Annotated in this window: 20 protein-coding genes; 10 read left to right on the top strand and 10 right to left on the bottom strand. The window is 74.4% G+C overall.

Going from position 1 to position 17,625, the window contains the following annotated elements; all coding sequences use genetic code 11:
- Positions 1–38: 38 nt before the first annotated feature.
- From ZF1_RS01295 to ZF1_RS01285, 3 genes are all read right to left on the bottom strand, one after another.
- Entirely contained in the window at positions 39–1,496 is a 1,458-nt protein-coding gene (locus ZF1_RS01295; protein ID WP_482636302.1) for an MBL fold metallo-hydrolase, read from the bottom strand.
- Between the two features lie 77 nt (positions 1,497–1,573).
- The gene (locus ZF1_RS01290; RefSeq protein ID WP_251783165.1) at positions 1,574–1,741 is read right to left on the bottom strand and encodes a hypothetical protein; all 168 of its coding nucleotides are present in this window, start codon (positions 1,739–1,741) and stop codon (positions 1,574–1,576) included.
- A gap of 85 nt (positions 1,742–1,826) precedes the next feature.
- Entirely contained in the window at positions 1,827–2,717 is an 891-nt protein-coding gene (locus ZF1_RS01285) for a LysR family transcriptional regulator (protein ID WP_482636301.1), read from the bottom strand.
- A gap of 71 nt (positions 2,718–2,788) precedes the next feature.
- Between ZF1_RS01285 and ZF1_RS01280 the strand changes: the two genes are divergently transcribed.
- Complete coding sequence (locus tag ZF1_RS01280; RefSeq protein WP_482636300.1) at positions 2,789–3,958, top strand: TDT family transporter; 1,170 nt, start codon at positions 2,789–2,791, stop codon at positions 3,956–3,958.
- A 127-nt stretch (positions 3,959–4,085) separates the two neighbouring features.
- Here the strand turns inward: ZF1_RS01280 and ZF1_RS01275 are convergent, their stop codons facing one another.
- The 4 genes from ZF1_RS01275 to ZF1_RS01260 form a co-directional block, all read right to left on the bottom strand.
- Complete coding sequence (locus ZF1_RS01275; RefSeq protein WP_405420356.1) at positions 4,086–4,955, bottom strand: sulfite exporter TauE/SafE family protein; 870 nt, start codon at positions 4,953–4,955, stop codon at positions 4,086–4,088.
- Positions 4,952–5,293 (bottom strand): rhodanese-like domain-containing protein, encoded by a 342-nt coding sequence (locus ZF1_RS01270; RefSeq protein WP_405420358.1) that lies wholly within the window; start codon positions 5,291–5,293, stop codon positions 4,952–4,954. Before ZF1_RS01270 ends, ZF1_RS01275 begins: the two co-directional genes overlap by 4 nt.
- Complete coding sequence (locus tag ZF1_RS01265; protein ID WP_405420361.1) at positions 5,290–6,099, bottom strand: GntR family transcriptional regulator; 810 nt, start codon at positions 6,097–6,099, stop codon at positions 5,290–5,292. Before ZF1_RS01265 ends, ZF1_RS01270 begins: the two co-directional genes overlap by 4 nt.
- 177 nt (positions 6,100–6,276) lie before the next feature.
- Complete coding sequence (locus tag ZF1_RS01260) at positions 6,277–6,495, bottom strand: hypothetical protein (protein ID WP_482636299.1); 219 nt, start codon at positions 6,493–6,495, stop codon at positions 6,277–6,279.
- A 296-nt stretch (positions 6,496–6,791) separates the two neighbouring features.
- Here ZF1_RS01260 and ZF1_RS01255 point away from each other — a divergent pair, with 296 nt between their 5' ends.
- A complete protein-coding gene (locus ZF1_RS01255) occupies positions 6,792–8,222 on the top strand; it encodes an MBL fold metallo-hydrolase (RefSeq protein WP_345650340.1) in 1,431 nt (476 codons plus the stop codon).
- A gap of 61 nt (positions 8,223–8,283) precedes the next feature.
- On the opposite strand, the gene ZF1_RS01250 is transcribed toward ZF1_RS01255, so the two are convergent.
- Positions 8,284–9,480: an NAD(P)/FAD-dependent oxidoreductase gene (locus ZF1_RS01250; protein WP_482636298.1), complete on the bottom strand. Its 1,197-nt coding sequence runs from the start codon at positions 9,478–9,480 to the stop codon at positions 8,284–8,286.
- A 194-nt stretch (positions 9,481–9,674) separates the two neighbouring features.
- On the opposite strand from ZF1_RS01250, the gene ZF1_RS01245 reads away from it, so the two are divergent.
- Together ZF1_RS01245 and ZF1_RS01240 are read left to right on the top strand one after the other, a co-directional pair.
- Positions 9,675–11,045, top strand: coding sequence for an MBL fold metallo-hydrolase (locus tag ZF1_RS01245; RefSeq protein WP_482636297.1), 1,371 nt, complete (start codon positions 9,675–9,677; stop codon positions 11,043–11,045).
- A 9-nt stretch (positions 11,046–11,054) separates the two neighbouring features.
- The gene (locus ZF1_RS01240; RefSeq protein ID WP_482636296.1) at positions 11,055–11,672 is read left to right on the top strand and encodes a class I SAM-dependent methyltransferase; all 618 of its coding nucleotides are present in this window, start codon (positions 11,055–11,057) and stop codon (positions 11,670–11,672) included.
- 6 nt (positions 11,673–11,678) lie between these two features.
- Here ZF1_RS01240 and ZF1_RS01235 read toward each other — a convergent pair whose 3' ends face one another.
- Positions 11,679–12,827 carry a cysteine--tRNA ligase gene (locus ZF1_RS01235; RefSeq protein ID WP_405420371.1) on the bottom strand — a complete coding sequence of 383 codons (1,149 nt, stop codon included), beginning with the start codon at positions 12,825–12,827 and terminating at the stop codon, positions 11,679–11,681.
- A 127-nt stretch (positions 12,828–12,954) separates the two neighbouring features.
- Here ZF1_RS01235 and ZF1_RS01230 point away from each other — a divergent pair, with 127 nt between their 5' ends.
- Positions 12,955–14,016, top strand: coding sequence for a YeiH family protein (locus ZF1_RS01230; RefSeq protein WP_405420373.1), 1,062 nt, complete (start codon positions 12,955–12,957; stop codon positions 14,014–14,016).
- Positions 14,017–14,022: 6 nt separating this feature from the next.
- Here ZF1_RS01230 and ZF1_RS01225 read toward each other — a convergent pair whose 3' ends face one another.
- The gene (locus tag ZF1_RS01225) at positions 14,023–14,451 is read right to left on the bottom strand and encodes an Rv1352/Rv1906c domain-containing protein (RefSeq protein ID WP_405420375.1); all 429 of its coding nucleotides are present in this window, start codon (positions 14,449–14,451) and stop codon (positions 14,023–14,025) included.
- Between the two features lie 107 nt (positions 14,452–14,558).
- Between ZF1_RS01225 and ZF1_RS01220 the strand changes: the two genes are divergently transcribed.
- The 5 genes from ZF1_RS01220 to ZF1_RS01200 all read left to right on the top strand — a co-directional run bounded on the left by ZF1_RS01220 (position 14,559) and on the right by ZF1_RS01200 (position 17,600).
- Positions 14,559–14,825: a metal-sensitive transcriptional regulator gene (locus tag ZF1_RS01220; protein ID WP_062399401.1), complete on the top strand. Its 267-nt coding sequence runs from the start codon at positions 14,559–14,561 to the stop codon at positions 14,823–14,825.
- 29 nt (positions 14,826–14,854) lie between these two features.
- Positions 14,855–15,454 (top strand): rhodanese-like domain-containing protein, encoded by a 600-nt coding sequence (locus tag ZF1_RS01215; protein ID WP_482636295.1) that lies wholly within the window; start codon positions 14,855–14,857, stop codon positions 15,452–15,454.
- Between the two features lie 72 nt (positions 15,455–15,526).
- Entirely contained in the window at positions 15,527–15,868 is a 342-nt protein-coding gene (locus ZF1_RS01210) for a hypothetical protein (RefSeq protein ID WP_482636294.1), read from the top strand.
- Positions 15,869–16,058: 190 nt separating this feature from the next.
- A complete protein-coding gene (locus ZF1_RS01205) occupies positions 16,059–16,682 on the top strand; it encodes a TetR/AcrR family transcriptional regulator (protein ID WP_476653364.1) in 624 nt (207 codons plus the stop codon).
- Between the two features lie 78 nt (positions 16,683–16,760).
- Positions 16,761–17,600, top strand: coding sequence for an SDR family NAD(P)-dependent oxidoreductase (locus ZF1_RS01200; protein ID WP_482636293.1), 840 nt, complete (start codon positions 16,761–16,763; stop codon positions 17,598–17,600).
- The last annotated feature ends 25 nt before the right edge of the window (positions 17,601–17,625 follow it).

Raw genomic sequence — 17,625 nt, 5'->3', positions numbered from 1 at the left:
CCGTCCCGCCGGCGCCGACGGGCGCCGGCGGGATCCGCTCACCGCCGGGTGGACAGGTCCGGGTGCCAGTCCGCGGCCATCTCGAGCTCGTGGTGCAGGTGCGCGGCGACGTCGGCGCGACGACGCCGCTCCTCCGGCAGGGCTGCCCACGCGGCGTACCCGCCGGCGAGGTCGCGGACGTCGGCGAACCCGGCACGGCGCAGCAGCGAGGCCGCCACCCCCGAGCGGTAGCCGCCCGCGCAGTGCACCACGACCGTCCGGTCCCGGGCGACCTCGTCGAGCCGGCGGGGCAGCTCGGCGAGCGGGATCCGGCGCGCCCCCGGCACCGCCCCCGCCGCGAGCTCACCGCGGTTGCGAACGTCGAGCACCTCCGGTCGGTCGGGTCCCGCGAGCATCTCCGCCAGCGCGGCCGCGTCGAGCCGCTCCGAGCGCTGCGTACGCCCCGGCTCCGCGAGCACGGCGTCCGGGTCGCGCAGATAGCCGAGGACCCGGTCGGCGCCGATCCGGGCCAGCCGGGTCACCACCTCCTCCTCGCGGTCCTGCGGGGCGACCACCACGATGTCGCGGTCCGGGTCGACCACGGTGCCCACGGTCTCGGCGAAACGGCCGTCGAGCGGCACCGACAGGGAGCCGGGGAGGTGCCCGGCGGCGAACGCGTCCGCGTCGCGGGCGTCGAGCAGGACCGCGCCCCGGCGGGCCAGGTCGTCGACCTCGGCGGCAGCGAGCGGGCGTGCGTGGCGTGCCGGATCGAACAGCTCGTGCCCGCGGCGGTTGGCGAACGCGTCGTGGACGAAGTAGCCGGGCGCGGCCGGCTGGCCGGCGGTGACCATCGCGAGGAAGTCCTCGACGTCGGTCGACCGGCAGGCGGGGTTGTCGCGCCGCTGGTCGCCGATGGTCGATGCACGTTCGGTGGACAGGTTCTTCCCGCAGGCCGAGCCCGCGCCGTGGCCGGGCAGCACCCGCACCGCGTCGGGCAGCTCCATGAGGCGGGCCACCGAGGCGTGCAGCCGTCGGCCGAGCTCGTCGGCGGTCACGCCGATCGAGGCCAGCAGGTCCGGCCGGCCGACGTCGCCGACGAACAGGGTGTCTCCGGTGAGGACGGAGTGGGGGACCGCGTCACCGGCGTGCTCCCACACCAGGACGCTGATCGACTCGGGTGTGTGGCCCGGTGTCGCCAGCACCTCGAGCACGACGTCGCCGAGCTCGATCCGCTCGCCGTCGGCGAGCAGGCGGGCGGGGAACTCCGGGCGTGCCTCGTCGCCGAACCCGATCCACGCCCCGGTCCGCTCGGCGAGCTCCAGGTGGCCCACCAGGAAGTCGGCGTGGAAGTGGGTGTCGATCACCCCGACGATCGTCAGGCCGTGCGCGGCGGCGTCGGCGAGGTACTCCCCGACGTCGCGGCGGGGGTCCACGACGACGGCCCGTCCGGTCCTCTCGTCGCCGACGAGATAGGAGGCCTGGGACAGGCATTCCAGGTAGTACTGCGTGAGGATCATGGCGCGTCTCCGATCGTGGTCCGGATGCTCCATGGATACCCCCAGGGGTATATCCCGCCCAGGGCCGGAGGTCCCGCTCAGGACCGGCCGAACAACCTCGCGAACAGGCCGCCGCCTGAGCGCTCGGCCGGCGTGCAGCGGCAGCGCTCGGCCGGGCGCACCCCGGCCATGACCTGGTCCACGTGCTGCCCACAGCCCTGCCAGGTGACCTTGCCGCAGTTGCGACAGGTGGCGCGTCGGCACATAGCGATCGCCTCCTCGTATCGGTCCCGGTCGGCTGGATACCCCGGGGGGTATCGTCGAGTATACGTCGTCGCGCATGTCCGGGGGTCAGCGTCGTGACGCGATCCGCACCAGCACCAGCGCCGGGCCCGACGGTGCCCGGCCACGGCGCCAGGCCGCCCGCAGCCGTCGCTGCAGGTCCGCCCCGCGCACCGGCACCGTCCGCAGCGTCCCCGCCGCGACCTCGGCCGCGACGGCGAGGCCGCTGATCACCGCGGGACCCGCCCCGCCGGCGACGGCGTTCTTGATCGCCGTCGTCGATCCCAGCTCCAGCACCGGCGGGGCCAGGGCACCTAGCGCGCGCTCCAGGAAGTCGCGGGTGCCCGACCCCGGTTCCCGGGCCACCAGCGGGGTCGACGCCAGCCGGGACCCGTCCACCGCCCGGCGGCCCGCCCACGGGTGGTCCGGGGCGACGACGAGCACCAGCCGGTCCCGCGCGACGACCTGGCCGTCGAGGTCGGGGGGCAGCTCGGGCCCCTCGACGAAGCCGAGGTCGGCGTCCCCGGAGCGGACGTCGTCGACCACCTCGGACGTGTTGTGCGAGGTCAGGGTGACGGCGGTACCGGGCAGCTCCGCCCGCAGCGCGACCAGCCAGCGCGGCAGGAGGTACTCGGCGACCGTGACGCTGGCCGCCACCCGCAGCCGGGCCGCGCGGTCCGTCCGCAGGGCGGCGACCCCCTCGTCGAGGGCGTGCGCGGCGTCGAGCGCGGCCCGGGCCCGCTCCACCACCAACGCGCCGTCCGGGGTGAGCCGGGTGCCCCGCGGGGAGCGCTCCAGCAGCGTCAGCCCGAGCGCGGACTCCAGGCTCCTGATCCGGGCGCTGACCGCGGCCTGGGAGACGCCGTGCGCCACGGCGGCCCTGCCCATGCTCCCCAGGGTCGCGACGGAGACCAGCAGGTCGTAGGGCACGAGGTCGGTCACACGCGGAGACAGAGCCACAACCACAGCTTATGACTGCGCAACCCGGCGACGGGTACCGTCCGGCGCCTGCCGCGCGCACCGTGGAGACCATGACGACCCACCTGGACCGCCCCGCAGCCGAGGTCGGGGACCTGCCCCGGCGGCCGCACGCGCTCGCCCGGATCGGGCTGCTGCGCGACCTCGACCGCCCCGGCGACGCCGTCTCGTCGCTGGGGCCCAACTGGTTCGCATCGGTGATGGGCACCGGGATCGTCGGCGGCGCGGTCGCCACGCTGCCGCTGCGTTCGCCGGTCCTGACCGCCTGGGGCACCGCGGTGTGGGGACTGGCCTCGGTGCTGCTCGTCGTGCTGGTCGTGGCGACGGCGGCGCACCGCCTGCGCTTCCCCGCCCGGGCCCGCGGGCACGCGGCCGATCCGGTCGCCGTGCAGTTCTACGGCGCCGTCGCGATGGCCCTGATGACCGTCGGCGCCGGTGCCGTCCAGTTCGGGATCCCGGTCCTCGGTGCCACGGCCGCACTCGCCACGAGCTGGACGCTGTGGCTGGCCGGCACCGCGTTCGGCCTGGTCACCGCCGTCGGCGTGCCCTACCTGATGATCACCCGCCACGAGATCGGCCCGGACGCCGCGTTCGGCGGCTGGCTGATGCCGGTCGTGCCGCCGATGGTGTCGGCGGCCGACGGCGCCCTGCTCGTCGCCCACCTCGCCCCGGGGCCGGGCCGCGCGACGCTGCTGCTCGCCTGCTACGCGCTGTTCGGGATGAGCCTGTTCGCGACGCTCGCGCTGCTCCCGCAGATCTGGAACCGGCTGGTCGTGCACGGGACCGGCCCGGCCGCGACCGTCCCCACCCTGTGGATCGTCCTCGGCCCGCTCGGCCAGTCGGTCACCGCGGCGGGCCTGCTGGCGAATGTCGCGCCGGGCACGCTGCCGGAGCCGTTCGCGAGCGGCACCGCCGTGTTCGCCGTGCTCTACGGCGTCCCGGCCTGGGGGTTCGCCATGCTGTGGATGGCGCTGGCGGCCGCGGTGACCGTCCGGACGGCGCGGCGCGGGTTGCCGTTCGCGCTGACCTGGTGGAGCTTCACCTTCCCGCTCGGCACCTGCGTGACCGGGACGAACCTGCTCGCGGCCCGCCTCGGGACCCCGGCCCTGGTTGTCGTGGCGGTGGCGCTCTACGGGCTGCTCGTCATGGCGTGGGCGGTCGTCGCGGCCCGGACGGCGCACGGTGCACTGGTCCGCGGGCACCTGCTCGCCCCCGCGTCCTGACCAGAGCCACCCTTCCCGCCCCGCCCCGGCTGCTCCCAGGGGAACCCTCGGGGCTTCTAGGGCAACGAGAGTTCCCCTGGGAGCACCCGGAGGGCCGGAGAGCCGCAACGGCGCGGTCCCGGGGCGGTCAGAGGGCGAGCAGGCTCTGCACCCCGACGAACAGCCCGACGACGACGAGCAGCCCGGCGAACGTCCGGTTGAGCGCCGCGCCCGACATCCGGTCGGCGACGAGCTTGCCGCCGAGCGCGCCGAGCACCGCGACCGCGGCGAACGGCCCGATGACCGCCCAGTCCAGGTCGAGGTGCCCGATCCGGGCACCCATCGAGCTGATCGAGTTGAAGGTGAGCACGAGCAGCGAGGTGCCGATCGCCGCGGGCATCGACAGGCCCATGAGCATGGTCAGGGCCGGGACGACGAGGAACCCGCCGCCGACCCCGAGGAACCCGGTCAGGAACCCGACCACCGAGCCGGCCGCGACAATCCTGCCGATGCGGCGGGCCACCGACCGGCGCGCGGGGGCCGCGAGGACGGCGGTCGCGCCGACCGTCCCCGGGCCCCCGGCGGTGCGGGGTGCCGGCTCCGCCCCGGCCGCGGCGCCGGTCTCCGCGACCGCCGCACCGTCGGCCTGCTGCCCCGACGACCCGCCCTTGACCAGCATCAGCACGGCGATGGCGAGGGTGAGGGCCGCGAAGGACAGCAGCAGGACGGGCTGGGGCACAGCACGGTTGAGCAGCGACCCCGCCCAGGCGGTGGGCACGCCGACGATCCCGAACCCGACACCGGTCCGCCAGTCGATGGTGCGACCGCGCAGCCGGGCCAGGACGCCGGCGGCGGAGATGATGCCGACGATGACGATGCTGCCGGTGGTCGCCGTGCGGGCGTCCTGGCCGAGCGCGTAGACCAGCGCGGGCACGGCGAGCACGCCACCGCCGCCACCGAGGGTCCCGATGACGAGCCCGACGACCAGGCCCAGCGCCCCGGCCAGGACGCCGGTCATGCCACGGTCCCGGGCTCGCCGTCGTCGTCGACGAACGGGAGGCCCGCCTCGGACCATGCCGTCATGCCGCCGGCCAGGTTCCGGACGTCGATGCCGGCGTCGGCCAGCGCCGCGGCGGCCTTGCCGGACCGGTTCCCGGAGCGGCAGACAGCCACGACCATCCGGTCCTGGTCGAACGCCATCGGGTCCAGCTCGCCGAGCGGGGTGTGCACCGCGCCCTCGATGTGCCCGGCACTCCACTCGGTCGGCTCACGCACGTCGAGGAGCAGAGCACCGCCGGCCACGAGCTCACGGGCGTCCACCGGGTCGGTCTGCGGGATCTGGTCGGGCGTGGTCATCGTCGTGGGTCCTTCCGGTCGGGGGAGCCGAGCAGGTCGAGCTGGTAGCCGTCCTTGGCGGAGAAGTCCGCGCGCAGGACGAAGCGGTCGCCGCGGACGAGGGTCTGGCGCCACTCCACCGGGCGCCCCTTGGCACAGCCGAGGCGCCGGATCGAGAACGCGGCGGTGGACGGGCTGCCGCCCAGCAGCCGGTGCTCGGCGGAAGTGGGCAGGATGGGCTGGATGGTCTCCTCGCCGCCGGTGAGGACGACCCCGCAGAGCTCGGCGTAGCGCTCGTAGAGCGCACCGGTGGTGAAGTCGGCCTTCAGCAGCGGGGCGGCGAGGTCGAGCGGGAGCCACACCCGGTCCAGGGCGAGCGGGTCGCCGCCGGCGAACCGCAGGCGTTCCAGGTGGACCAGCGGTGTGGACTCCTCCAGCCCGAGCCGGGCCGCGACGACGCCGTCGGCGCGGGTGTCCAGCGCCCGCACCACGCTCTGCTGTTCCAGGCCCATCGCGCGCACCGACGCATTGAGGCTGTAGAGCGCACCGAGCCGCTGGGCGATCTCGACCGGCTCGGCCTGGCGCGACGGGCGTCCGCGCGTCCCGACGACACGGCCCTCGTCGCGCAGTACCTTGACCGCCTGCCGGACGGTGTGCCGGCTGACGCCGTACTCCTCCACCAGCGCCAGCTCGCCGGGGAACCCGTCGGTGAACGCGTCGAGATCGAGGCGGCGCCGCAGGTCGTCGAGCAGCTGTTCCCAGAGCAGACGGCCGGGCTCGCGCCGGATCACGGCGGGGCCGGGGGCATCGGTCTCGGTGTCGGACACTCCTTGAATGTACGGTCATTTAGCGTCGGTGAGCAAGTCCCCCCGGAGTGCCACGGACCACGCCGGAGTCATGGTCCAACCCACGGGCGGGCGCCGGCTCGGACGGGAGACGGGCGGGGACGGGTCGCAGCCGGGGGCGGGACGGCGTCCGGGCCGGAGCACCGGCCCGGAGAAACGTCAGAACGGCACGCCGGACCCGTGCGCGGCCCGCACGGCCACGGCCACCCGGCCGAGCAGGCCGGATCGGGCGCCACCCCCCGGACGGCCGCCGGTGCCGCCGTCGCCCGGGGTGTCCACGGGCGGGGGCGCGTCCGCCGCGGACGGGCGGGCGGCGGCCGGCTCGGCGGCGGAGGCGGCCGGGGAGTCGGACGGGTGGGGACGGACGGACGTGCGCACGGTCGCTCCGGTGATCCGGTGGGTCGGGACGGACGGGAGCGACTCCGGTACTACCGGGCCGCTCGGACTCCCGGGCGACAGTGACGGTCGTCGACCGACAGCTGGTCGGTGGCGATCAGGCACACGACGAAGCCGCGATCGACCGACGGAGCTGCGGGACACACGGGGATCACGACACCACGCGGCCCCCCATCGCGCAACAGCCCGACCGGTCGCATGTGACCCGCCGCCCCTCGACGGCGGACCGCGATGAATGTACGGTCATTTGTACAGCGTCACATCCCCAGGAGGGCATCATGGGAGCGGACCCCGTCGAGGCCGGTGCGTGGCAGCGCAGCGGTGACCTCGTCTTCCGGCAGTACTACCTGGGCTGTCTGTCCCAGGCGTCCTACCTGATCGGCGACCGGGCCACCGGCCGCGCCGTCGTCGTCGACCCACAGCGGGACGTCGCGCTCTACCTGGCCGACGCCGAGGCCGAGGGCCTCCGCATCGAGCGGGTGCTCGAGACCCACGTGCACGCGGACTTCCTCTCCGGGCACCTGGAGCTGGCGACCGCGACCCGCTCCCCCATCTCCTACGGCGACGCCGCGCAGGTCGAGTTCCCGGTGGAACCGCTCGCCGACGGGCAGATCCTGTCCCTGGGCTCGGTGAGCCTGGAGGTCCTGCACACCCCCGGCCACACGCCGGAGTCGATCTGCCTGGTCGTGCGCGACCAGCCCGGCGCCGCGCCCTGGGGCGTACTGACCGGCGACACGCTGTTCATCGGCGACGTCGGTCGTCCCGACCTGCTCGGCGGGGCCGGCTGGTCGGCCGAGGAGCTCGGCCGCGCCCTCTACCGCTCCACCCGCCGCCGGCTGCTCACCCTGCCGGACGGGACCCGGGTCTTCCCGGCCCACGGCGCCGGGTCGGCCTGTGGGAAGAACCTGTCGACCGAGACCTCCAGCACCATCGGCGAGCAGCGCCGTACCAACTACGCGCTGGCGCCGATGGACGAGAACGCCTTCGTCGCCGCCGTCACCGAGGGCCAGTCGGTGGCGCCGATGTACTTCGCGCACGCCTCGCAGCGCAACCGCGAGTCCCGGCCGGTGCTCGACGAGACCTCGCGTGTCCCCGCGCTGTCGTTGCTGCAGGTCGACGAGCTGGTCCGCGACGGGGCCGTGCTGCTCGACACCCGCGATCCGCAGGACTTCGCCGCCGCACACCTCCCGCGCTCGGTCAACGTGGGCCTCGGCGGCCGGTTCGCCGAGATGGCCGGTCAGGTCGTGCCGGCCGACGCCGACCTCGTCCTGGTCGGCGACCCCGGCACGGCGGTCGAGGCGCGCAACCGGCTCGCCCGGATCGGTTTCGACCGGGTGCGGGGTGAGCTCGACGGCGGGGTGTCCGCCGCACCGCCGGAGCGCCTGCGCTCGGCCGGCCGGGTGACCGCCACCGAGCTGGCCGCCCTGCCGGACGGGACGCAGGTCGTCGACGTCCGCGGCCCGGGCGAGGTCGCCGGGTCCGGGCTCGTCCCGGGAGCCGTGCCGATCCCGCTGCCCGCCCTCGTCTCGCGGCTCGGCGAGCTCGACCCGGCCACCCCGACCGTCGTCTACTGCGCGGGCGGCTACCGCTCCTCGATCGCGGCGTCGGTGCTGCGTGCCCGGGGCTTCGCCACCGTCGACGACCTGCTCGGCGGGTTCGGTGCCTGGGCCGACGGCTCCCGGCCGGTCGCGACACCGGCCACCACCTGATCCGCCCGCCGACGACGGCGCCCCGGCCGGGATCCGGCCGGGGCGTCGTCGGTGCGGGGACTCAGGCGAGACCGCGGAGCATCGCGTTCCAGTACATCGCGGGGAGGCCGTAGCGCTTGAGCAGCCACATGTCCCTCCGCTCCTTGATGGTGTCGATCCCGGGGATCGACGGCGTCGGCGTCATCGTGTAGTCGAACTCGGCGAGCAACATGTGGTGCCGCGAGGTCGTCAGCGGGCAGGACGCGTAGCCGCCGTAGCTCGCCGACGGCGTGCGCCCCGCCATGACGTCGCGCAGGTTCCGGGCGACCACCGGTGCCTGCTTGCGGATGGCCGCACCGGTCTTCGAGTTCGGCGAGGACCCGGCGTCGCCGAGGGCGAACACGTTCGGGTACCGCGTGTGCTGCAGGGTGTGCTTGTCGATCTCGACATAGCCCGCCGGATTGTTCGGGTCGGCCAGCGCGCTCTTCTTCACCCAGTCCGGCGCGCTCTGCGGCGGGACGGCGTGCAGCACGTCGTAGGACAGGGTCGAGGTCGTGTCGCCCGCCGCGTGGTCGACGACGGTGATCTCCTTCGCGCCGGCGTTCACCGAGGTCATCTCGCTCTGGAAGTGGACCTGGATGCCGTAGCGGGCGGCGACGCCCTCGAGCACCTTCGCGAACTCCGGTACGCCGAACATGCCCGGCGTCGGCAGCACCAGGTGCACGTCGATGTCGCGCAGCACGCCCTGCTCCCGCCAGTGGTCGGCGGCGAGGTAGGCGATCTTCTGCGGAGCTCCCGCACACTTGATCGGGCCACCGGGCATGGTGAACACCGCGGTGCCCTTCCGCAGCTCCCGGATGAACTTCCAGGTCGCGGGCGCGAGCTGGTACTCGTAGTTGCTCGACACCCCGTCGCGCCCCAGGGCGTCGGACAGGCCGGTGACCTTGGCCCAGTCCAGCTGGATCCCCGGGCACATCACCAGGTACTCGTACTCCACGCTCGACCCGTCGTCGAGCTCGACCGAGCGGGCGTCCGGGTCCACCGAGACCGCGCCCCTGCGGATCCACGTCACGCCCTTGGGCATGACCGAGGCCTGCGGGCGCGCGCTCTGCTCCACCGGCGCCCGGCCGCCGCCGACGAGCGTCCACAGCGGCTGGTAGTAGTGCGTCACCGCGGGGTCGACGACGGCGACGTCGCGCTCCCCCGCCCGGCGCAACCGGGCCGCGACGCTGATGCCCGCGCTGCCGCCGCCCACGATGACGATCCGGTTTCCCGGCATGTTCGTCGCCTCCTTAAATGTACGTACATAGAGGCTATCGGTCGCATTGCCTGGGCACAATGGTCCGGATTCGGCCCGTCAGACCCCTCGATCGACCCCTTCTTGCGATCCAGCTCACAGCTAGGCTGTGGAATGTACGATCATTTGATCGGGTTGCGGCAGGTGCCCCGAAGTCAGTGCCGAGAGGACCGGACATGATCACCGTTCTGACCGTCGAGACGCCCGGCCTGGGCGACCGCAGCTACCTGGCGCACGACGGCCAGGTCGCCCTCGTCGTCGATCCCCAGCGCGACCACGACCGGGTCCGTGCCGCCGCCGACGAGGCGGGCGTCCGGATCACCCACGTGTTCGAGTCCCACATCCACAACGACTACGTCACCGGCGGCTTCCGGCTGGCCCGCGCGACCGGCGCGCAGTACCTGCTCAACGCCGACGACCCGGTCTCCTTCGAACGCGTCGGCGTCCGCGACGGTCAGGTCGTCGAGGTCGGCACGATGCACGTCCGGGTCCTGCACACCCCGGGACACACCCACACCCACCTGTCGTTCGCCGTCTCCGACGGCTCCGTGCCCGGCGCCGAGCCGGCGGTCGTCTTCACCGGCGGATCACTCCTGTACGGCTCCACCGGCCGTCCCGACCTGCTGGGACCCGACCACACCGACACGCTCGCCCACGCCCAGTGGCGCTCCGCCCGGCGGCTCGCCGCGGAGCTGCCCGACGCCACCGAGATCTTCCCGACCCACGGCTTCGGCAGCTTCTGCTCCGCCACCCAGGCCACCGGCACCGCGAGCACCATCGGGGCGGAGAAGGCGGCCAACCCCGCGCTGACCCGTGAGCAGGACGAGTGGGTCCGCGAGCTGCTGGCCGGGCTCGACGCGTTCCCCGCGTACTACGCGCACATGGGACCCGCCAACGCCGCCGGGCCGGACGAGATCGACCTGTCCGCTCCGGCCGAGGCCGACCCGGCCGAGCTGCGGCGGCGCATCGACGCGGGCGAGTGGGTCGTCGACCTGCGTACCGGGACCGCGTTCGCGGCCGGGCACGTCGCCGGGACGGTCAACATCGGGCTCGGCGGCCAGTTCGTGACCTATCTCGGCTGGCTCATGCCGTGGGGGACACCGGTGACACTGCTCGGGGAGACCGCGGCGGACGTCGCCGAGGCGCAGCGCGAGCTCGTCCGGATCGGGATCGACCGGCCGGCCGCGGCCGCGACCGGCAAGCCCGAGGAGTGGGCCGGCGACGCGCCGCTGCACAGCTTCCGCCAGGCCACGTTCGCCGATCTCGCCGCCGAGTACGACCGTGGCGCGCACCCGTCGGTCCTCGACGTCCGCCGGAACCCCGAGCGGGCCGGCGGGTGGGTGCGCGGCTCGGTCGGGATCCCGGTCCACGAGGTCCTGGACCGGCTCGACGAGGTCCCGACCGGACCGGTCTGGGTGCACTGCGCCGGGGGCTACCGCGCCGCCGTCGTGGCCGGACTGCTCGACGCCCGCGGGATGGAGGTCGTGGCGATCGACGACGTGTTCGGCAACGCCGCGGCGGCGGGCCTGCCGGTCGTCGCCGGGTAGCGTGCCGCCGTGTCCACCGGTGAGCACCGTATCTTCGCCGCGCTGTACGACCGCGTCCTCGATCCCGTCGAGCGCCGGGTTCTCGGCCCGCGCCGGGCGGCGTTGGTCGGCGACCTGACCGGCCGCGTCCTCGACGTCGGCGCGGGCACCGGCGCCAACCTGCCGCACTACCGCGCCGCCGACGAGGTGATCGCCCTCGAACCGGACCCGGCCATGCGCCGCAGGCTCGACGACCGCGCCGCGGCCTGCGCCGTCCCGCTGACCGTGAGCGGGGCGGGCGCCGACGCACTGCCCGCCGCCGACGGCTCGGTCGACGCGGTGGTGTTCACCCTCGTCCTCTGCACCGTCCCCGATCCGGCGCGGGCACTGGCCGAGGCGCACCGGGTGCTGCGCCCGGGCGGGCGGCTGGTGGCGATCGAGCACGTCGTCGGGCACGGCCGGCCCGCGGCCTGGCGACGGCGGCTGGCCCCGCTGTGGGAGCGGATGGCGGCGGGCTGCCGGCTCGACCGCGACACCGAGGCAGCGGTCACCGCCGCCGGGTTCGTGCCCGGCGCCGTCGAGCGGTTCCCGGCCGCACCGTCGTGGGGGCCGATCGGCGCGATGGTGGCGCTGACCGCGACCCGCTGACCGGGGTCACTGCAGGGCGAGGGTCCGGATGACCGTGCGCGCCGCCTCGCCGCCCGACTCCAGCGCCGTCGCCACCGCGCGGGGGATGTCGAGGTCGTCGAGCAGCGCGTCGCGCACCGCGTCCACCGCGGCGGCCGAGCCGGGCTTGCGCCCGGCCGCGACGTAGAGCTCCTCCAGCCGCCCGGTCGCGAGCGCGAGGTCCTCGGGCCGGTACTCCCACGGCTGCGCCCACGGCCGGTCCAGCAGGAACAGGCGCACCGCGGCCCCCGGGGTGCCGGCGAGCAGGTCCTGCACCAGCACGAGGTTGCCGGTGGACTTGGCCATCTTGGCGCCGTCGACGGACACGATCCCGGCCTGGAACCCGCGCCGGGCGAACAGACCCGCGCCGGTCGCGGCCGCGGCCATCGCCGACTGGTACGCGTGGTGCGGGAACGCCAGGTCGGCGCCGCCCGCGAGCACGTCGACGACACCGCCGAGGGTCGCCAGGGCCATCGCGGCGCACTCGGCGTGCCAGCCCGGGCGTCCCGGCCCCCAGGGGCTCGGCCACGCCGGGTGGTCGCCGGCGGCGGGCTTCCACAGCGGCACGTCGAACGGGTCGTCCCGGTGCGGGTCACCGGGGTCGTCGCCGTACTCGGCGGACAGGGCCAGCGCGGTGTCACGGTCCAGGCCCGCCGCCTCCGGGACGCCGGCGCCGCGGAAGTACACCGCGCCGTCGCGCTCGTAGGCGGCGCCGGTGGCCAGCAGCGCCGCGGCCAGCGCGATCACGTGCTTCACGTGGTGGCGCGCGTGCGGGGCGTGGTCGGGTGCGACGACCTGCAGGTCGGCCATGGTGCGGTCGAACCAGAACTCCTGGCGCAGGCCGAACTCGTCGTAGTCGACCCGGCGCTCGGCCGCGGTACGGGTGAGGACGTCGTCGACGTCGGTCACGTTGCGGGTCACCCGGGTCGGGGTGCCGGTCGACCGCACGACCCGGGTCAGCACGTCCGCCCAGACGAACGTCGCGGCGTGGCCCAGGTGGGTGACGTCGTACGGAGTGATCCCGCACACGTACACCCGCGCGGGCGCCGACAACGGCAGCGGCGCTCCTGCCAGCGCGAATGCGGCCCCTCCGCCCTCGTCGCCCCCGGCCGTGCCGTCCGCCTCGAACTGGTCCATACCGGCCATCCTCACCGATTCCACGACGCCCGGGGAAGGGCACCCCCGGCCGGCCGTCGACATCACGATCACGAGAGGGCTACCGTTCCACGAGGTAATGTCCGTACATTAACGGAAGGTACGCACCATGGCGCCCACCGCCGATCGTGCCCCCTCGACCACCGGCACCCCCACAGCCACCGTCACCGACCGGGTCCGCGACCGCCTGCCTGGACTCGCCGTCGCGCTGGTCGTCGCCGCCGTCGCCACGGCGGCCGGGATCGAGGTGCCCGTGATCGGCGGACCGGTCTTCGGGATCGTGCTCGGGGTACTCGTCGCGACCGCGCTCAGGCCCGGCGACCGGCTCCGGCCCGGCCTGGCCTTCGCCTCCCGCCCGGTCCTCCAGACCTCGATCGTGGTGCTCGGCCTGACGCTGTCCCTGACCCAGATCGCGCACGTGGGACTGACCTCGCTGCCGGTCATGCTCGGCACGCTCGCCGTGGCCCTCGCCGGCGCCTGGGGACTCGGACGACTGCTCGGGGTGCGGGGCGACGCCCAGCTCCTCATCGGCGTCGGTACCGCGATCTGCGGGGCGTCCGCCATCGCGGCGACCCAGGCCGTGATCCGGGCGAAGGAGTCGCAGGTCGCCTACGCCATCGGCACGATCTTCACCTTCAACGTGGTCGCCGTGCTGGTTTTCCCCCAGCTCGGCCACCTGATGGGCCTGGCGCCGCACGCGTTCGGCCTCTGGGCGGGCACGGCGATCAACGACACGTCCTCGGTCGTCGCCGCCGGATACGCCTTCGGCGGTGACGCCGGGCCCTACTCGGTCATCGTGAAGCTGACCCGGACACTGATGCTGGTCCCGATCGTCCTCGTGCTCGCGACCCGGGTCGCCCGGCGGGAGGCCGCGGCGGCCGGCGAGCGGACGCGTTCGCTCCCGTGGCGCAAGCTCGTCCCGACCTTCCTGATCGGGTTCGTCGTCGCCTCCGCGCTGACCAGCGCCGGACTGGTGCCCGAGGCCTGGCACCCGGCGATCACCACGCTCGGCACGTTCCTGATCACGACAGCGCTGGCCGGGATCGGACTCTCGATGCGCCTGTCCGACGTCCGTCGCGCCGGTCCGCGTCCGCTGCTGCTCGGCGCGGGTCTGTGGATCCTGGTCGGCGCGAGCAGCCTGGCGCTGCAGTCACTCACCGGCACTCTCTGACCGGCGTCAGCCCGCCGTCCAGACGCAGCTGCCGGTGAAGACCACGGACTCGCCGTCGGCGATCCGGGCCGCACCGGGTCCGTGCAGGACGGCGCGGGCGATCTCGACCCCGTCCGGTGCGCTCCGGACGTAGCCGCAGCCGGTTCCCGCGAGCGGACCGACGGTCGTCCAGGTGCCGGGCACGACGTCGAAGCCGGACCGGTACACGCCCTCGGCGACCTCGCCCGACGGGGCCGGCGACGTCGCCTCGTGGGTGGCGGTCGCCTGGGCCGAGTCGTCGGACACGGTGAACGAGCGGGCGAGCAGCAGCGGGACGACCAGCGCCAGGAAAAGCCACGGCCACAGAACGGTGCGCTCCCCCGACGCCTCGCGCTCCGCGTAGTACCGCTCGTACGGTCCGCCCCGGTCCATCCCACCCGCTTCCGTCGTACTCACTCTGCAGATCGAAGTACGCGGACCGGTGTTACACCCGTCTCGGGAGGCGCAGCGCATATACCCCCTGGGGTACAGTCGGGGGAACATCGAAGGAGAGGCGGTGCGTCGTGGAGGTACGCCCCACGGAACTCACCGACGTCGTCGCCCGGCTGCGCCGGGTCGAGGGCCAGATCGCCGGGGTGATCCGGATGATCGAGGACGGCCGTGAGTGCCGTGACGTCGTGACCCAGCTGTCCGCGGCGTCCAAGGCCCTGGACCGCGCCGGATTCAAGATCATCTCGACCGGCCTGCGCCACTGCCTGACCGAGAACGCCGACGGCGAGCGCGAGGTCGACGTCGCCCAGCTCGAGAAGCTGTTCCTCTCCCTCGCCTGAGTTCCCGTCCCACCTTCCCGAGGAATCCCGTGACCGCACAGCCCGCCACCCGCACCGTGACCCCCGCCGCCCTGCGCGAGTGGTCCGAGCCGCTGGTCGTCGACGTGCGCAGCGCCGCCGAGTTCGAGGCGCAGCACATCCGCGGCTCGTACCACGTCCCGCTGAACACCCTCGCCGAGCACACGGCCGAGCTCGCCCGCCACCTCGACGACCCGTCGTCGCCGCTGGTGCTGGTCTGCCAGTCGGGCGTGCGCGCCGAGCAGGGCCGCCGGCACCTGGCCGCCGCCGGACTGGACCGCGCCCACGTGCTCGACGGCGGGGTCGCCGCCTGGGCCGCGGCGGGCCACGAGGTCGTACGCGGCCGCACCGCGTGGGCGCTCGAGCGCCAGGTCCGGCTCGTCGCGGGGTCCCTGGTGCTGACCGGGATCCTCGGCGGCCGCCTCGTCACACCGAAGCTGCGGCTGCTCGCGGGCGGCATCGGCGCCGGACTCACCTTCTCCGCGCTGAGCAACACCTGCGCTATGGGGTCGGCGCTGGCGCGGCTGCCGTTCAACCGCGACGTCACCGAGCCCGCGGCCGAGGCCGTCGTCGAGCAGGTCCGGCGCCGGGAGCCCGGCCCCGTCCGCTGATCCGTCCCGGACGGCCGGGACGGATCAGATCGCCGGGTTCGCCGACATGCCCGAGCCGAGGACGGCGACAGCATGTCCGGCATCACCCACGGCACCCCCATGAGCAGCCACGCCTCGCCGAGCCCCTACCGCCGGGCCCGCCGCGCGAACGCCGCCTGCTCGGCCGCGGAGGCCGCCGGCAGCGACCCCGGGACCGGTACGTCGTCGATCGTCGACACCCCCTCGGGTGACGAACCCCAGGGTCGGGTGGAGCAGCGTGTACAGACATCGGCGGGGGCTACCCTGCCCCGCATGGTCTCCCCCGCGGACGGACCGCGTCCGCACCGGCCCCGTCGCACGCAGGGCGAACGCCGAGCCAGCAGTCGGGTGATCATCCTCGCCGCCGCCCTCGATGAGCTGTTCGCGAACGGCTAGGTGTAGTGCCCATGACCGTGCAGCGCCGCGCCGGGGGTCACGGCGAGCCCGGGAGACAGAGCACGCGGACTGTTTGTCGGAGCGTCGCGCGCAAGGCCGGTCGTACACAGCAGGTTCACCCGGTCGGAACAGACGTGGCGCCGTACCGGGGAAGCCCGGGGGTGCGATCCGCCCGTGCTGGAATGGCGGGATGAGCACCGGCCGGACCTACGCGGGCGCGTCCGCGTCGGACCGCGCCGAGGACCGTCGCCGCCGGCTGCTCGACGCGGGACTGCAGGTGCTCGGGACCGACGGCTACCGGGCGGCGACCGTGCGCCGGATCTGCCGGGAGGCACGCGTCGCCGACCGGTACTTCTACGAGTGCTTCGACGGCACCGAGGCGCTGCTGCTCGCCGTCTACGCCGAGTGCACCGCCCGCCTCCGGGACGCGGTGCCCCCCGCACTGGCCGCGGCGCCCGGCACCGACCCGCTCACACTGGCCCGGGCCGGTCTCGACGCGTTCCTGCGCGTGGTGGAGGACGACCCGCGGCTCGCCCGGGTGGTCTGGTTCGAGGTGCTCGGCGTGAGCCCCGAGGTCGAGCGGACCTCGCTGGAGACCATGTCCGGCTTCGGACGGCTGCTCCTGGCGCTCACCGCGGACCACGCCGCCCCCTCCCCCGCCGACGCCATCGCCACCCGGCTGCGCGCCGACGCCGTCATCGGCGGGATCAGCCACGTCGTCATGACCTGGACGGTGAGCGGGTTCGACCCGCCCCGCGACCGGGTCACGGACGCGCTCGCCCTCTTCCTCGTGGGCGGTACCGGCCTGGGATGACGCCGGTCACCCCGCTATGTGGAATCACGCGTCATCAGATTAGGGTCGCCCACCACACCCGCTCGTGAGGAGCCGACGATGAAGTCCTTCACCGGTCGTACCGCCGCGATCACCGGAGCCGGATCCGGCATCGGGCGCGCGCTGGCCCTGCGCCTCGCGGGCGACGGCTGCCACCTCGCCCTGGCCGACCGGGACGCCGCGGGCCTCGCCGAGACCGCCGCGCTCGCCGGGCCGCAGGTACGGGTCACCACCGCCGATCTCGACGTCGCCGACGAGAAGGCCGTCTACGGCTGGGCCGACGCCGTCGTCGCCGACCACGGCGCCGTCCACATGATCGTCAACAACGCCGGCGTCGCGCTGTCGGGCACCACCGGGGCACTGTCCCTGGAGGACTACCGCTGGATCATGGACATCAACTTCTGGGGCGTGGTCCACGGGACCAAGGCGTTCCTGCCGCACATGGAGACCGCGGGCGCCGGCCACGTGGTCAACCTGTCGAGCATCTTCGGCGTCGCCGCGCAGCCCCTGATGAGCGGCTACAACGCGAGCAAGTACGCGGTCCGCGGGTTCACCGAGTCGCTGCGCCAGGACCTCGAGCTCACCGGGTCCCCGGTGTCCGCGACCTGCGTGCACCCCGGCGGGATCCGCACCAACATCGCGAAGGCCGCCCGGGTCGACGACAGCGTCGCCGCCGCCACCGGCCGCCCGGCCGCCGACGCCACCGCCGAGTTCGAGCGGATGCTCACCACCACCCCGGACCGGGCCGCGAAGACCATCCTGGACGGCGTGCGGCGCAACCAGCGCCGTGTCCTCATCGGACCGGACGCGTGGGCCATCGACTCGATGGTGCGGCTGCTGCCGACCACCTACCAGCGGATCGTCACCGGCGTCGTGCGCTCGCGGCGCGGAAAGGGCTGATCCGGGGCGGAGTCCTCGATAGGGT

The organism is Pseudonocardia sp. ZF1 (assembly GCF_056835605.1).
The sequence above is the reverse complement of the archived record's forward strand: the minus strand, read 5'-3'. Positions and strand labels throughout refer to the sequence as shown.

What these genes read in the sequence shown, in the direction of transcription:
- ZF1_RS01295 (WP_482636302.1), bottom strand. Translation starts at nt 1,496, where the DNA reads ATGATCCTCACGCAGTACTACCTGGAATGCCTGTCCCAGGCCTCCTAT.
- ZF1_RS01290 (WP_251783165.1), bottom strand. Translation starts at nt 1,741, where the DNA reads ATGTGCCGACGCGCCACCTGTCGCAACTGCGGCAAGGTCACCTGGCAG.
- ZF1_RS01280 (WP_482636300.1), top strand. Translation starts at nt 2,789, where the DNA reads ATGACGACCCACCTGGACCGCCCCGCAGCCGAGGTCGGGGACCTGCCC.
- ZF1_RS01275 (WP_405420356.1), bottom strand. Translation starts at nt 4,955, where the DNA reads ATGACCGGCGTCCTGGCCGGGGCGCTGGGCCTGGTCGTCGGGCTCGTC.
- ZF1_RS01270 (WP_405420358.1), bottom strand. Translation starts at nt 5,293, where the DNA reads ATGACCACGCCCGACCAGATCCCGCAGACCGACCCGGTGGACGCCCGT.
- ZF1_RS01255 (WP_345650340.1), top strand. Translation starts at nt 6,792, where the DNA reads ATGGGAGCGGACCCCGTCGAGGCCGGTGCGTGGCAGCGCAGCGGTGAC.
- ZF1_RS01250 (WP_482636298.1), bottom strand. Translation starts at nt 9,480, where the DNA reads ATGCCGGGAAACCGGATCGTCATCGTGGGCGGCGGCAGCGCGGGCATC.
- ZF1_RS01245 (WP_482636297.1), top strand. Translation starts at nt 9,675, where the DNA reads ATGATCACCGTTCTGACCGTCGAGACGCCCGGCCTGGGCGACCGCAGC.
- ZF1_RS01235 (WP_405420371.1), bottom strand. Translation starts at nt 12,827, where the DNA reads ATGGACCAGTTCGAGGCGGACGGCACGGCCGGGGGCGACGAGGGCGGA.
- ZF1_RS01230 (WP_405420373.1), top strand. Translation starts at nt 12,955, where the DNA reads ATGGCGCCCACCGCCGATCGTGCCCCCTCGACCACCGGCACCCCCACA.
- ZF1_RS01210 (WP_482636294.1), top strand. Translation starts at nt 15,527, where the DNA reads ATGTCCGGCATCACCCACGGCACCCCCATGAGCAGCCACGCCTCGCCG.
- ZF1_RS01205 (WP_476653364.1), top strand. Translation starts at nt 16,059, where the DNA reads ATGAGCACCGGCCGGACCTACGCGGGCGCGTCCGCGTCGGACCGCGCC.
- ZF1_RS01200 (WP_482636293.1), top strand. Translation starts at nt 16,761, where the DNA reads ATGAAGTCCTTCACCGGTCGTACCGCCGCGATCACCGGAGCCGGATCC.